Annotated in this window: 13 protein-coding genes; 7 read left to right on the top strand and 6 right to left on the bottom strand. The window is 49.9% G+C overall.

Annotation, left to right across the window (positions count from 1 at the left end):
- Window positions 1-14: 14 nt before the first annotated feature.
- The 3 genes from ACTS9Y_RS04795 to ACTS9Y_RS04785 form a co-directional block, all read right to left on the bottom strand.
- Complete coding sequence (locus tag ACTS9Y_RS04795; protein WP_442584839.1) at window positions 15-3602, bottom strand: TonB-dependent receptor domain-containing protein; 3588 nt, start codon at window positions 3600-3602, stop codon at window positions 15-17.
- A gap of 71 nt (window positions 3603-3673) precedes the next feature.
- Window positions 3674-4663, bottom strand: a complete 990-nt coding sequence (locus ACTS9Y_RS04790; protein ID WP_442584838.1) for a FecR family protein — start codon at window positions 4661-4663, stop codon at window positions 3674-3676.
- A gap of 22 nt (window positions 4664-4685) precedes the next feature.
- Window positions 4686-5204: an RNA polymerase sigma factor gene (locus ACTS9Y_RS04785; RefSeq protein WP_442584837.1), complete on the bottom strand. Its 519-nt coding sequence runs from the start codon at window positions 5202-5204 to the stop codon at window positions 4686-4688.
- 250 nt (window positions 5205-5454) lie between these two features.
- Here ACTS9Y_RS04785 and ACTS9Y_RS04780 point away from each other — a divergent pair, with 250 nt between their 5' ends.
- The 3 genes from ACTS9Y_RS04780 to ACTS9Y_RS04770 are packed head-to-tail and all read left to right on the top strand — an operon-like array spanning window position 5455 to window position 6930.
- The gene (locus ACTS9Y_RS04780; protein ID WP_442584836.1) at window positions 5455-5880 is read left to right on the top strand and encodes a GNAT family N-acetyltransferase; all 426 of its coding nucleotides are present in this window, start codon (window positions 5455-5457) and stop codon (window positions 5878-5880) included.
- Between the two features lie 48 nt (window positions 5881-5928).
- Window positions 5929-6471: a formaldehyde-activating enzyme gene (gene fae / locus ACTS9Y_RS04775; protein ID WP_442584835.1), complete on the top strand. Its 543-nt coding sequence runs from the start codon at window positions 5929-5931 to the stop codon at window positions 6469-6471.
- 60 nt (window positions 6472-6531) lie between these two features.
- Complete coding sequence (locus tag ACTS9Y_RS04770; RefSeq protein WP_442584834.1) at window positions 6532-6930, top strand: RDD family protein; 399 nt, start codon at window positions 6532-6534, stop codon at window positions 6928-6930.
- 12 nt (window positions 6931-6942) lie between these two features.
- Here the strand turns inward: ACTS9Y_RS04770 and lptG are convergent, their stop codons facing one another.
- Entirely contained in the window at window positions 6943-8037 is a 1095-nt protein-coding gene (lptG, locus tag ACTS9Y_RS04765; RefSeq protein WP_442584833.1) for an LPS export ABC transporter permease LptG, read from the bottom strand.
- Window positions 8034-9143, bottom strand: coding sequence for an LPS export ABC transporter permease LptF (gene lptF / locus ACTS9Y_RS04760; protein ID WP_442584832.1), 1110 nt, complete (start codon window positions 9141-9143; stop codon window positions 8034-8036). Before lptF ends, lptG begins: the two co-directional genes overlap by 4 nt.
- A gap of 89 nt (window positions 9144-9232) precedes the next feature.
- On the opposite strand from lptF, the gene ACTS9Y_RS04755 reads away from it, so the two are divergent.
- The 3 genes from ACTS9Y_RS04755 to ACTS9Y_RS04745 are packed head-to-tail and all read left to right on the top strand — an operon-like array spanning window position 9233 to window position 12006.
- On the top strand, window positions 9233-10720 hold the full coding sequence (locus tag ACTS9Y_RS04755) for a leucyl aminopeptidase (protein WP_442584831.1): 1488 nt from the start codon (window positions 9233-9235) through the stop codon (window positions 10718-10720).
- Between the two features lie 21 nt (window positions 10721-10741).
- Entirely contained in the window at window positions 10742-11158 is a 417-nt protein-coding gene (locus ACTS9Y_RS04750; RefSeq protein WP_442584830.1) for a DNA polymerase III subunit chi, read from the top strand.
- 20 nt (window positions 11159-11178) lie between these two features.
- The gene (locus tag ACTS9Y_RS04745; RefSeq protein WP_442584829.1) at window positions 11179-12006 is read left to right on the top strand and encodes a hypothetical protein; all 828 of its coding nucleotides are present in this window, start codon (window positions 11179-11181) and stop codon (window positions 12004-12006) included.
- 31 nt (window positions 12007-12037) lie between these two features.
- On the opposite strand, the gene xth is transcribed toward ACTS9Y_RS04745, so the two are convergent.
- A complete protein-coding gene (gene xth / locus ACTS9Y_RS04740) occupies window positions 12038-12808 on the bottom strand; it encodes an exodeoxyribonuclease III (RefSeq protein WP_442584828.1) in 771 nt (256 codons plus the stop codon).
- Between the two features lie 210 nt (window positions 12809-13018).
- Here xth and ACTS9Y_RS04735 point away from each other — a divergent pair, with 210 nt between their 5' ends.
- Window positions 13019-14215, top strand: a complete 1197-nt coding sequence (locus ACTS9Y_RS04735; RefSeq protein ID WP_442584827.1) for an MFS transporter — start codon at window positions 13019-13021, stop codon at window positions 14213-14215.
- Window positions 14216-14244 lie beyond the last annotated feature (29 nt).

The following is a 14244-nucleotide window of genomic DNA, read 5'->3' as shown; positions in this document are numbered from 1 at the left end:
ACGTCAATAACATATTAATCCGGTGCAAAATGCCAGTTCAAGCTAAACCAAACCCCACGTGGTGCACCTGGGGCCAAGAAGTTAGTCATCAGCCAATCATTTGAGTTGTGGTTGTAACCAGAAGGTCCAATTGCACCATTAATGCTTGGGGAAAATGGATTACGGCCCAGGCGGCCAGCACTGAAATACTCTTTATCAAAAACATTATTCACAATCATACTTGCCGTCCACTCTTTGCTTAATTTGTAACTCGTCTGAAAATTGAACAACATATAGCCTGCAACTTTGCCTGGATTATTGGTGACAGGACGGGCAAGTGGGTTGTTGTTAATATCCAAATCATAGACGGTGGCTCCCTTTCGATGCTCGTTATTTTCATTCCCTCTCAAAAATGCTGAGGAGTGTGCAACCGCAGACAAGCCCATTTGCCAATCAGGCGTAATATCGTAACTAAGGCTAGCATTGAAGTTATGCATTGCCACACCGGGCATACGATCCCCTCGTTTAACCTTGATACGTCTTGCTGTCTCACCTACATCATAAACACACTGGCCGGAAGAGTTACAATAGGGTTCAATTGTTGAGCTGCTATTGTCATCAGCGGCCATGGTGAAGTTGCTCTCAAAAGTGGCATCAGTCAATGCATAATTAAGACGCATCCTGAATTTGTCATAGGTAGCAGTTAGCCCGGCCTCCAATCCTTTTCTTCGTGTTTTATCAATGGTATCGAAGAAGGTCCGGTTTCCTGGGTAGCTCACCATGTAAATATCATTTTTCAGGTCAGTTTGATAAACACCCAGATTCCATTCGATATTATCAGTCCATTTGCCGCGCATACCCAAGTCAATCGTGGTGGCTTTAATTTGGGGCAAGTAAGGGTCACCAGATAAAGTAGTTGGTAAAGAACATGAGCGATTTTCTATAATACTTTTCTCAATGTATTTTGGAGTCCCATCTGTATTCACACCATTGGGAATCATGGTTTTATCAAAAGCACAACCAAGTTCAATGACTGATGGCGTACGCGCGCCCTGTGCCCAATTACCATAGACATTAAGATTAGGGGTTGTTTGCCATGTTGCACCAAATGATGGGTTTAAAGAGTAATAGCGAAACTTCTCTTTTTCTGCCGGATGAAGCAAATTGGAAACGTTAGGAGTAATGTATCCAGTCGTTGGGCATGCGCCATTCACACAGAGATCATAATAGTTAGGAAAGGATTCATATTGCGCCAGATTCCAGACAAAAGTACCGTAAGTTCTGGATGCAATTGTATTTTGACCGTGCGTATCGTTATACCTTGCAGCACCAGTAATATGGAGAGTATCTATTGGGCTCCAAGTCTCACTAAAGTAAATGCTTTTAGTGATCTGCTTACCGTCAAAATTGTTATTACTGATTTCTTGGCTTGCAGCCGTATATTGGTCACGTATCTCATCTGGAGCTAAATAGGCATTTCGATCTGCATCCAGCATGCCGAGCATCTGGCCGCTGTAATAAGATGCAGAGGGTGCGTCTAAAGACATGCCAAACATAAATTTATGTTTTGGGAAATTCCAATTAAATTGAATGGATGCACCGTCTGTAATCTGATCAATTTGTGTGTTGGAAATAACTGCAGTAGGTGTTCCCTCTACCACTCCTTCTGAGCCTGGGCCTGTACCATAAACTGCACCATCGACATATTTAGGTGTGATAGTGCCCGGTACTTGCACCGCTAAAGGATCCAAGCCCATATCTTCAGGTTTGGTAATATCACCGTGGCATTTGTCACTATTAGTCGGCGACCTAAAGACTACAACATGCTTAACACCCATTCCATCCCCGGGTGTGGCGTCACCGGCTACGAGTGTATCTGGAGTATAAAAATAGAATGAGAATGCTCCAGTAAGGAAAGTAGTAGCTGGATCATTAGCCTGTAAGCTTGATAAGCTGGTCATTGATTCAAAATAGTAAGAATAATCACTCCCTGAGTAACTAACTGGCACACCGTTAGGAACTTCTGGAGAGCCTTCACCGCCAGGAGTGAAGATATTAGTCTGTTGAAAGTTTTTCTGGCGCTGAAAATTGTCGAGTGCTCGCGCTAGAAATGACGGATCATCAATATCTGCATTAATCATATTGCTAGGTAAACTTGAAAATGCATCGTCAACAGTCGGCGCTGATAAAAATGCAGCAATAACTGGATCGTCAAATAGTGTTCCCAAATCCCCGTTTTGCCAGGGGATGATTGCATAGTCTGGCAACCCATATTTATTAGTACTTTCAAATAGACATGTAAACTGTTCACCTTGAGCTAGGTTTCTTTTCAATTGCTGTTTTCCGAACTCGGTATACACATCTGCCCCCAGCGATTTACGTTTACTGTTCCGTCTATAGGCCTGCGCTGTGATCGTAAAATTATCATTAACAAAATAACTGCCTGACAATTGAAATTGTGCCAGCCGATTTCTTGTTGTGTCTGGAGAGGTATAAACGCCATTGCGGTCTTGCCTGTACATTTCGCTAGGCAATAATCCGTTTCCAACAAGATCGTTACCTACAAGTAATGTACTCAGGTTTAAATCCAGTTTGTCACCGCGATAGCTCGCTTTACCAAAAAATTGATTCACCTTACTCGGTGAGTTCTCACGCCAACCATCTTCAAGGAAAAAATTGCCTGCACCAAACAAACCAATCGTGCCATTATTCCAGCCGCCTTCCAATTGCAATTGTTTACGGCCAAATGAACCAGTCAATATGTCTGCATCTGCACCAGCATGATTAAATCCATCTTTGGTTTTAAGAGCAAAAGCACCACCCAATGTACCCAATCCGAAAACTGGATTTGAACCTGGGAATACGTCTACACCTGCTAATGCATTCATTGGAATCATGTCCCAGTTCACCACATCGCCGAATGGTTCGTTCACACGGATGCCATCAATAAATACACTTAAACCTTGCGGAGTACCAATTTGAGGTCCAGCTGTAAATCCACGGTATTGCACATCCATCTGGAAAGGATTGCCCTGGTAGTCATTGACCGTGACAGACTGTAATTTGCGGTTCATTAAATCAGTCAGACTGAGAGCATGCGCCTCTTTAATCTCTTTGGCAGAAATGCTCTGGACATTACCGGGGATCTCTTCTTTAGTTAAGCCAAGACCTGGCAATGGCCCCACTTCATAAAACCGTTTGGCACGCACATTCACTGAATCCAGCTGCAAGACTGTGTTGTCCTTTTCTGGTGTTTTGGTGATGGTCGCAGCGTTGCCATCGTATGAGACTGACAAGCCACTGCCGGATAGCAGTTTTTGCAGCACCTCCCGGCGGCTCATGCTGCCTTTCACTTCTGGCGCCTGAATCTTGCGGGTGAGCGCGGTGTCGTAAGCGATATCGATTTCGGCTTGTTTGGAAAACTGCCTGAGAGAAGTGTCTAGCGTTTGTGTGGGTAAATTGACGGTCACCTGCGTATTTAAATGGCTGGCGCTGGCTGATGGCAATTTAGTATTGAGTTCTGCGGCGGGCAGCGGAGCTTGGGTGGCTGCTAGCAATAGAGCTATCGCCAGTTTTGTAGGCAACAGTGGGGTGGTCAATATTTCACAGGGTAGCTTAGGCATTTGGTATTCCAAAATCAGGCGTATACCTAGCTAACTTGGCAGCTTATAAAATCCCTACCTCCTGTGAATATTTAGTTTTTCTTCTGGCCGGTGATGATGGTTTTGCCTGATTCGTGTTTGACGTTCACCGGCATCAGTTTGGGGAGCCTGCTCAAGAAGCCTTCTACGTTGCCAGCAGAGACTCTGGCTGAGATGTGCGGTGCATCGCCATCTACTGCGTCGACAACAATCGGTTTCACGCGATAACGTGCGATGGTTTCTGTGATTTCTGCCAGGTCTGCATTGTCAAAAGAGATAATCCCTTGCTCAAAACTGAAGCCGTCTTCAGCGGAGCGTTCAACTTTTCTGGGTTGTGAGTGTTGAACGACTTCCGCAACTTGATGATCATTGAGTATCACCGGTTGGGCGAGAGCATTCCCTGCTGCATCTTGCGCCTCAACGCGCACGCGACCATGGTCGACACTGACGCGGACCAGGTTTTTCAGGTGGTTAACGGCAAATCGCGTGCCCAGCACGGTGATTTTGGCGGTGCCAGAATCGACAATAAAAGGACGGTTTTCATCGCGCGCGACTTCAAAAATCACTTCACCGTGTTTGAGTTTGGCCAGGCGTTTGTCACGGTAATAAGTGATTTCAAGATCACTCTTGCTGTTGATGATGATCTTGCTGCCGTCTTCAAGCTGCTGGGTTTTCATTTCGCCCACCGTTGAAACTGCGGCCATGTGCAGTACTGGTTGCGCTTGCCAATGCTGGTAACCGATCAAGCCTACCGAAGCAAACAGGAGCACACTGAGTGCGGTAATTGTGGTTTTAAGGCGGTTGCTGCGTTTGGTTTTATGCTGATTTTTAAGGGCTGCGCTCAGCTGGTCTACGGCATGCATAGAATTCAGTTTTTGCGATACTTGCTCAACTTCCTGGTAGGCTGCCTGATGGGCAGGGTTTTCCATTAACCAGGCTTCAAAGCGGGAGCGGTCCGGGTCGTCCATGGCCATGTCCTGCAATCGGTAAAACCAGATGGCAGCGGTTTCGCGCAGTGCTTTTTTTCTGGACTGGCTATGCATATGCTTAACGTGAGTGGCGCGGTTACTGGATCAAATCATTGGCTTCGATCAGTGCCACATAACCCCGGGCAACATGTTTCTCAACCATCTTGATGCTGATATTCAGTTTTTCAGCGATCTCGGCTTGTTTCATGCCTTCAACGCGATAAAGCCAGAATACTTCACGGCAGCGGGCGGGCAGGCCATCAATCAGCGCTTGCATGCCTGCTAAACGTTGATTGATATCCGCCAGATGCTCAGCCGAGGGCGAGTAAAAAGAGGCGTCTGCGCCATGCGCTGGCGTATCACGCTCGTCTTCGGTCAAATCCAGCGATATCAGGCGGCGTTGATAGCGGTATTCGTCCACCAGTTGATTGCGTACAATGACCTGCAGGAAAGCATGCGGTTCCTGGAAACGATCTGGGTTCTTGGCGAGTGCAAAGCGGACAAGCGCATTATGCAGGACATCTAAAGCACTTTGCTGGCAGATGGTTTTACGATAGATCTGGCGTAATAAATCCGAGTATGCCCAGTGCAGGTCTATTCCATACCAGTAATTCATAAGTGCGCCTATCCAATGTCCGCGCTATATGTGGCAAGATTTATACCATGTTTTAAATGGCTGAAAATACATTGTAAATGCCGGCTAAGAGGATATAAGTATCTGGTAACACAAAAAAATATGGCTGAATATGGCCAATTTGGTTTTATAAAGTGGTTATTTATAGCCAATTGGTATGCGTAAATTAAGTACAGTAATCTTTGCAATCATATTTAAGAATGGCAGTTTTGAGTCTTTAAAATAGGTAAGCATGAATCTGCATATTGAACAATTAAGCCATCAGCATGCTTTGTGGGCTGAATGCCGCATGATCCGGCAGCGGGTGTTTATCGAAGAGCAGCAAGTGCCCATTGCGCTAGAGTGGGATGTCTCGGATCAAACCGCGCTCCATCTCCTGGCACTCACAGATAGCCAGCCAGCCGGATGTGCCCGCGTATTAACAGATGGGCATATCGGGCGTATGGCGGTGCTGGCGCCGTGGCGCGGTAAAGGCGTTGGTGAAGCCTTGTTGCACGAGGCGGTGCAAGTCTGCCGCCAGCTAGAAGTCACGCATGCGCGTTTATCCGCACAAACCCATGCCATTGATTTTTATGCGCGGGCGGGCTTTGTCGTGTGTAGTGCACCTTACCTGGATGCGAATATCATGCATGTCGATATGCAGCTTGAACTGGTATAATTGCGGTTTTAAGTTTTTCTCTCACTTCCAGAAATAAAAGGAATTCTCATGTCAAAGATCGTATTAAAAGCCGGTGAAGCCACCGTATTTTCCGAAGGTAAAGATGTGACTGCAGCGATGCCGGAAATCGTCATCGGTGCTGTAGACGGCCCGGTTGGTACTGCATTTGCCAACATGATGGCGCAAACCAAAGGCCACACAGCCATGTTTGCTGTGCGTGATATTAACCAGTTGGTGCGCCCTGCGACCATGATGGTGCCTAAAGTCACTTTGAAAGACTCATTGAACATTGAATTGTTTGGTGGTGTGGTGCAAGCCGGTGTGGCCGATGGCATTACTGATGCAGTGATTGAAGGCATTATCCCTAAAGAGTTGGTGAATGATTTGTGTATCGTGGCATTGCTGTGGATCGATCCGGGCTGCGCCAAAGAAGCGAATCTGGACAAGGCTGACTTGTACAAAAATAACTACGAAGCGATCAAGCTGGCATTGAAGCGCGCGTTGAACGACGAACCTAGCATTGATGAGATCATTGCTAACCGTCATAAAATCAAACACTGTATGTGGGAAGAAAGCTGGGATCAGAAGTAATCCAGCTTTATCCTGTTAAGCCCCGCAGTTGCGGGGTTTTTGTTATCTGGGAGGATAACGATGAAATCGCTCATTAAACGCTATCTGGCAGTCGTGTACGAATCGTTGTTGATGCTGGCGCTGGCTTTGACATTGACAGCCATCTATTACATGTTGTTTGGCGATGCCAGCCACGGCTGGAGCAGATCAGGATTACAGTTGCTGGTATGGGGCAGTATGGGCGGGTATTTTGTCCGCTGCTGGACAGTGACCGGGCAGACCCTGGCCAGCCAGACATGGAAATTGAAAGTCGTCGATCAGCAAGGGCAGTTGTTGGGATGGCAGCAGGCTACGCTGCGCTATGTGGTGGCCAGCGTATTATTTATGCCCGCCGGGCTGACGCTGTGGTGGGCGATTGTGGACCGTGACCAGCAGTTTTTGCATGACCGCCTGCTGGGTACGCGTATTGTCTGGGTATAGTGATCTAAGCAGCTAACGCCGTTCAACATAATGCAGCATGCCCAGGCCAGCAAACAAAAATAATATCGTCGGGCCGATGGCGCTAAACAAGGGTGACCAGTCGTTTAGCACACCCAGGTGGACAAAGACGCGGTTCATGATCTGGTAGACCACGCCAAGCAATATGCCGGAAAATATTTTAGCACTGATGCCGCCGGCGCGTTGTTGCAAGAAGCCGAAAGGCAAGGCAAGGACCACCATGACCAGGCAGGCCAGTGGATAGATCAGCTTGGACCATAATGCCACCTGGTAGCGGGTACTTTTCTGGCCGTTGCGATGTAAATGCTGAATAAAACTGTACAGGTTCCAGGCCGACATTTTCTCCGGTAATACCAGTAATACATTAAGCAGCTCTGGCCGGATCAATGATTCCCACTGTGCCTGTTTCACAAACTTTGAAGTCACAGAGCTATTTTGCACAGCACGCTCATGATTAAAATTGGTTTGCGTGACGTTCAGCAGCTTCCAGTGGTCATCCGCAAAATGTCCTTTTTCGGCATGGCTGATGCTACGCAGGCGGAACTGCGGGTCAAAATCATAGATATCGATATTCACCAGGCTGCTGTCTGGCAGCACGGTATTTACATTCACAAAGCTGCTGCCATCTTTGATCCATAAGCCGGACTTGAAGTCTTGCGCCACCACAGAGTCTGTGGCCTGGATGCGGATACGCTGCGCCATTTTTTCACTTAATGGGGCGATGATCTCGCCTATCATAAATGTGACAATGGCAAACACCAGGCCTATGCTCAGCAGGATTTTGGCGATGACTTTCAGCGAAATGCCACTGGTGCGCATGACGATCAGCTCGGAGTTGCCTGCCATTGCCCCCAGTGTGTAAACAATGCCCAGCAGCACAGCTACTGGCGCCACTTCATAGATATGCCCGGGGATACTCAGTGCGACAAACGTCAGCATGCTGTTGACGCCGTAATGCCCGCGCCCCAGGCTATCCAGCTCTTGCAGCAGATCAAAGAATGAAAACATGGCGAGCAGGCCAAACAGTACCAGCATGATGTTAAAGCTGATTTCTCGCCAGAAATAACGATTAAGGATGTTCAGCGTCATGGGTTTACAGCCTTGGACTTACGCTTGAACAGATCTGGAATCAACGGTTTGAGGTGTTTTCGGCGGTGATACAGATACCAGCCCAGCAACATAAAGCAGAGATGCACCGGCCATAAGCCTACCCAGGACGAAATTTTTCCTTGCGTGATCCAGGCCTGGAAAATACTCAGGATATTGTTATAAACGATAAAGATCAGGATGGCGAACATGATGTTGAGCGAGCGCCCGGCTCTGGGGTCGACAAAGCTCAATGGGATCGCCAGCAAGACCATGACAATGGTGGAAATCGGAATCGCAAAGCGCCAGTGCAGTTCGGCCTGGTCAGACAGCGAGGCATCTTTCATCAGCCCCAGCGTGGTCTTGCCTTGCGCGGTGCCGGTTTCGGGGGCTGATTCCTTAGTCTCGATCCGGATATCGTAGCGTTCAAACTCAGTGATGGAGACATCCAGGGTATTGGGGATGACCTCGTAGCGTCGGCCATTTTGCAGCACGAGAAAGTTGTCGCCGTTTTTGGCTTTATAACGGCTACCGCGATTGGCGGTGATAATGCCGGTTTTGCCATGCTGGTGCGATTGCACAAAGATGTTTTTGACTTCGTAACCGAGTTTGTCAAAACTCTCGATAAAGTAAATGCGTTCGCCGCTATTCGATTCCTTGAACGCGCCGGGGCTGATCGAGGAAAGTTCGTCTCGTTTTTTCAGTTGTTCGCGGTAACCTTCGGCTTTCTCGGTCGCCCACGGCATCACAAACAGGCTAAGCAAGCTGATGATCAGCACGATAGGGAAGATAAATCGCAGGATAGGCACTACCCATTGCCGCAGGCTGAGTCCGGCATTCATCCAGATCACCATTTCCGAATCGCGGTGCCAGCGCGTCAGCGTCAATAGCACAGCGAGGAAAACAGCCAGTGACAGCATCATAGGCATCAGTTTGACCAGGCTGAAGGTGAGGATGGTGCCTATGGCATCGTTAGGCAGAATGCCTTTAGAAACCTGGCGCACGATGTTGCCGGCGCGTTGTGCGACCACGATACCCAGAATAATCAGGAAAATGGCAGAAGATGAGGACATCAACTCTGCGGACAATGCACGTTTGAATATTTTCAATTTAAATGCACCGCTTTGAAATCAGCATAAAACACTAGATAATACAATCATCGCTCAAGAAACTGGCAACAGGACACCAAAGGATAAAGATGGAATTTAGCATAAAAAGCACTGGCCCGGAAAAATTGCGTACCGATTGTTTGCTGGTAGGCATTTATGAAGGCCGTAAGCTGACCGATCTGGCCAAATCTGTGGACGAAATCAGTGATAAAGCGATCACGCTGGCACTGAAGTCCGGGGATATGGAAGGCAAGTCCGGCAGTACCTTATTATTGCGCCAGTTATCCGGCATTTCTGCGAGCAGGGTGCTGCTGGTCGGCCTGGGTAAAGCTGAAGACAGCAGTCTGAGAACGCTGCGCAATGCTTTTCGTGCTGCGCTGAAAGCCTTGCCTGCCGGGGTAGAGTCACTGGCCACAGATTTTGCCGGCCTGACCATCAAGAAAACAGATAGCCATTCAAAAGCCGCTGCACTGGCTGAAGTGGCGCTGGATACCAGCTACCAGGTCAATGCCGTCAAGGAGAAAAAGGCGGAGCCAAAACCACTGCAACAGATTACCTTGCTGGTGAATAAAGACGCAGCAGATGCTGTGAGCGCAGGGTTGAAACAAGGCCAAAGTGTTGGCCATGGTGTCACGCTGGCCAAAGACCTGGGTAACTTGCCACCTAATATCTGCACGCCTAGCTACCTGGGCAAACAGGCTGAAAAACTGGGCAAAGACTATGGTTTTAAAGTAGAAGTGCTGGAAGAAGCCGAGATCGAAAAGCTGAAAATGGGCTCTTTCCTGGGCGTGACACGCGGCAGCGACGAACCGCCACGTTTTATCGTACTGCAGCATCTCAAAGGCAAAAAATCACAAAAGCCGGTAGTGTTGGTGGGCAAAGGTATCACCTTTGATACCGGCGGCATCTCGCTTAAATCGGGTGCCGATATGGATGAAATGAAGTATGACATGTGCGGTGCGGCCAGTGTGCTGGGTGTGTTTAAAGCCATAGGCGAGCTGGATCTGCCATTGAATGTGGTGGGGCTGATCCCGACTTGCGAAAACATGCCTAGTGGCCGTGCTACCAAACCGGGCGATGTGCTGACCAGCATGTCTGGCCTGACGATTGAGGTGTTGAACACAGATGCCGAAGGCCGCCTGATTTTGTGTGATGCGCTGACTTATGCCGAGCGTTTCGAGCCTGCGGCCGTGATCGATATCGCGACTTTGACCGGGGCGTGTGTGATTGCCTTGGGTCATCATCCTAGCGGCTTGTTTGCCAATAATGATAGCCTGGCCAGAAAGCTGCTAGACGCTGGTGAAAAAGCCCACGATCGCGCCTGGCAGTTGCCGTTATGGGATGAATACCAGGGTCAGCTGGACAGCAATTTTGCTGATATGGGCAATATCGGTGGACGCGCAGGTGGCAGTATCACTGCTGCTTGTTTCCTTTCGCGCTTTGCCAAAAAGTATGACTGGGCACACCTGGACATCGCAGGCACCGCATGGAAATCCGGCAAGGAGAAAGGCGCTACCGGCCGCCCGGTGCCTTTGCTGGTGACTTACCTTGTGCAGCAGGCGGTTGAAAAAGCCTGATAAGGTCATTCTGGAAACGCCATGACGCGGGTGCGCTTTTATACTGATATCCCTGACCGTGCCGGCTTGATTGTGCACCTGGTCGGGCAGGCGGTCGCACGGCAACGGCAGGTGACTATTTACCTGTCGTCTCCGGAAGCGGCAGAAGAATTAAGTCAACGTTTGTGGCAGCAGCCGGCATTTATCCCCAATGTGCTGGCAGATACGCCGCAGGCAAGCTTGACGCCGGTGTTGCTGGCCTGGTTGCCAGAACATATCCGGCAGGATGACATGCTGTTTAACTGCCAGGCAGAATTGCCAAAGTTTTTCAGCCGCTTCCGGCACCTGTTTGAGTTGATCGGGTCTGCCGAAGAGGAAAAAACCGCGGGTCGCCAGCGTTATACGTTTTACCGTGACCGTGGCTACGAAATCCAGCATATGAACATGCAGGCGCAGTAAAGGCTATCAAGGGAGGTTGTGTGGATATTTCAGAAATTCCGGTATTAACCAAAGTCGTACAAAAAAATAACGCGGCCGCCCTGGATGTGGATGAGCTGGTTGCCCAGGTCAAACAGGCGCTATTGCCCGAGATCGCGGAGATTGTCACCAGCCAGTTAGGCCAGCGCGCGTTTGAACGCTCTGTGGTTGAGCAACAGGCGTTGTCCGAGTATGCAGAATCCATCCAGCAGGATCTATCGCGGCATGCGCAAACCCAGGTCGGCGAGAGTTTGCAATCGATAGAGCAGGCGTTTCGCGAAGCCATGGGCAATGTCGGTAAGCAACAATTGCAATCGGTAGAGGAAGATGTCGCCCGGTTAACAGAAACGCAGCAGCAACTGCTGGCAACCACGGAGCAAACCATACGCGAAGTGGCAGAAAACGCGGGCAGGCAAAAGCTGGAAGAGAAACTGGCACAACTGATAGACGACCAGCAAGCGCAAATTGCGACTAAAGTGCTGGAGATGCAGGCGCAGCTGGAGAAGACCACGGCGGACCATATCCATCAGTTGCAAGAGAGTAGCAAGGAAACGCTGACTACCGGGCAGGAGGCGATGGAAGCCAGGCTGGTGGAAGAGTATAAATTGACCCTGCAAACTGCTTTTGCAGAATTTACCGATCAGCAAACCACCGAGTTCAAACAGAAATTCAATACCGAATTGCTCTCGGTCGAAGCCGAGTTACAGACCAAAGTGCAGGGCATGGTCACCTCACAAATGCAAGTGATAGAGGGTGAACTGAACAAACGCCTGAAAGCCAGCATCCTGGAAGTGTTGCAGGGCATCAAGTTTGTGATGCCCAGTCTTTAGGGAGTTGTTTTAATCAGCCAGATATTTGCCTTCAGGCATCGGCTAGCGTCAGCACAACTGGTGTGTGATCGCTGGGGCGTTCAAGTTTGCGTGGCAGTTTGTCGATCAGGCAGCTTTGGCATAGCGGTTTTAACGCTTCACTGACCAGGATATGGTCTATGCGCAAACCCATATTACGGCGGAAAGCCGCCATCCGGTAATCCCACCAGCTATATTGCCCGGCTTCGTCACTGAATAAACGGAAGCTATCGGATAAGCCTAGTGCCAGCAAGTTCTGGAAAGCTTCACGCTCTTGCGGGCTGACCAGTACCTGGCCTTCCCACGCCACCGGGTCATGGCAGTCACGGTCATCCGGCGCAATATTGTAATCCCCCAGCAGTGCCAGTTTTTCATTCTGCTTTAATTCATCTGCCACCCAGTGGTGCAGTGCGTTCAGCCAGTTGAGTTTGTACTGGAATTTATCTGAATCCAGGGCCTGGCCATTCACCACATATGCGCAAATCACCCTGACACCCTGTATGGTCGCCGCGATGATCCGTTTTTGTTCATCGGCAAAATTAGGCAGGTCTACATGCACCTCGTTGATCGCATGCGGGCTGATAATGGCCACGCCATTGTAGGTTCTCTGCCCATTATGGATCGCATTAAAACCAGCTTCCTTTAAAGCGGCATAAGGGAATTTACTGTCTTCCTGCTTGGTTTCCTGCAGGCACAGCGCATCGGGCTGGTTAGCGACCAGCCAGTCCAGCACATGCGGCAGGCGTACCGTCAGCGAGTTAACATTCCAGGTGGCCAGTTTCAACAGTATTCTCCAATCATGGGGGGTGGATGGCAGTCAGCGATGGCCATCACACTCGCGCATTTTACACCACTCTTTTGCCATTTTCCGGACATGTCTGTTGTGGGAGTAACAAGAGTCCGTTAGCCGCGTATCAGACAAATGGCGTATTTTTTAATCATTGAACAGCCGCTACAGTGAGGCCTGAATACATTTACTTTCAGGAGAGCATACATGAAGCACGACCTTAACCATGCACAGGGCAAACCCGCCGGATTTTCCCGTGGCGAATGGGGCCTGGTGCTGGCGATTGTGCTGGTGGCGATAGCGTTAAGGCCAGGGATAGTCTCTATGGGCCCGGCGTTGCCCGCCATCATTGATGCTTTTCAGCTGAGCCATGCCATGGCCTCGTTAATGACTGCTATCCCTGACCTGCTCATGGGCGCACTGGCTTTGCCTACCCCCTGGCTGGTGCGCCGGTTTGGCGTGAATAAAGTGCTGATGCTGGCGTTAGGCTTGCTGAGTCTCTCGATAGGGGTGCGCGCGTTTGCCGACAGTGACAGGTTGTTGATCAGTGCGACGATAGGTGTAGGGGCGGGCATTGCCGTTGCGGGCGCCATGTTTGCCGGGATCGTGAAAGCCAGTTTTGCCAATCGCGCCGCGTTAATGATAGGGATTTATGCGACCGCCTTGTCGCTGGGCAGTACCCTGTCGGCCGGGCTTACCGGCTGGATATTGCAATCTACCGGTTGGCGGGTAGCGATCGGTGCCTGGGCGGCGCTGGGCGTGATCGCCATGATTGCCTGGTGGCGAGTGATGCCCAAGCCAGTAACCGCAGAGCCAATAGCGCCCATGCAGGCTACGCCAGCAACACGTTTGCTATTGCGTACGCCAGTCGCGTGGCTGATTGCCTTATTCTTTGCCTGTGTGAATTTCCTGTTTTATGCCATCCTCACATGGACCGCAGCCATGTATCAGGAGGCAGGCATGCCCGCTGCTGAAGCCGGTGCGGTGCTCGCCAGTTTTAGCTTTTGTTTTATGCTGGCAAACCCGGTGGTGGGCATGCTGAGCAAAAGTCTGGACCGGCGTGGCTGGTTGGCGGGTTGCAGCATCTTGTCCACCATAGGCCTGGCAGGCATGGCAACGCCAGGGGCGTGGCCATGGTTGTGGGTGCCGGTGACGGCGTTTGGCCTGGGCGGTGCATTTACACTGGCGATGACTTTGCCACTGGATCATACGCATACGCCCGATGCAGCAAATCGCTGGAATGCATTTGTGTTGACGATAGGTTATTTGATCGCTGCCAGCGGGCCTTTTATCATGGGGGTGATGCATGACCACAGTGGGCAGTTTGCCGGCGGTTTCCAGTTGCTGGTGGGTGTTTCTGCGCTGATGCTGGTATTAGCAACCATGCTCAAACCACCCAGGTAAAACACCTCTACAGCTTTCATATAAAACGA

It is taken from the genome of Methylophilus sp., assembly GCF_052173275.1.
Lineage (GTDB): Bacteria > Pseudomonadota > Gammaproteobacteria > Burkholderiales > Methylophilaceae > Methylophilus.
This window is presented reverse-complemented; position numbering and strand designations above follow the sequence as displayed.

Coding starts and splice junctions, on each gene's coding strand:
- ACTS9Y_RS04770 (WP_442584834.1), top strand. CDS start 6,532: ATGAAATCGCTCATTAAACGCTATCTGGCAGTCGTGTACGAATCGTTG.
- ACTS9Y_RS04735 (WP_442584827.1), top strand. CDS start 13,019: ATGAAGCACGACCTTAACCATGCACAGGGCAAACCCGCCGGATTTTCC.
- ACTS9Y_RS04795 (WP_442584839.1), bottom strand. CDS start 3,602: ATGCCTAAGCTACCCTGTGAAATATTGACCACCCCACTGTTGCCTACA.
- ACTS9Y_RS04785 (WP_442584837.1), bottom strand. CDS start 5,204: ATGAATTACTGGTATGGAATAGACCTGCACTGGGCATACTCGGATTTA.
- fae (WP_442584835.1), top strand. CDS start 5,929: ATGTCAAAGATCGTATTAAAAGCCGGTGAAGCCACCGTATTTTCCGAA.
- ACTS9Y_RS04755 (WP_442584831.1), top strand. CDS start 9,233: ATGGAATTTAGCATAAAAAGCACTGGCCCGGAAAAATTGCGTACCGAT.
- lptG (WP_442584833.1), bottom strand. CDS start 8,037: ATGACGCTGAACATCCTTAATCGTTATTTCTGGCGAGAAATCAGCTTT.
- ACTS9Y_RS04780 (WP_442584836.1), top strand. CDS start 5,455: ATGAATCTGCATATTGAACAATTAAGCCATCAGCATGCTTTGTGGGCT.
- ACTS9Y_RS04750 (WP_442584830.1), top strand. CDS start 10,742: ATGACGCGGGTGCGCTTTTATACTGATATCCCTGACCGTGCCGGCTTG.
- ACTS9Y_RS04790 (WP_442584838.1), bottom strand. CDS start 4,663: ATGCATAGCCAGTCCAGAAAAAAAGCACTGCGCGAAACCGCTGCCATC.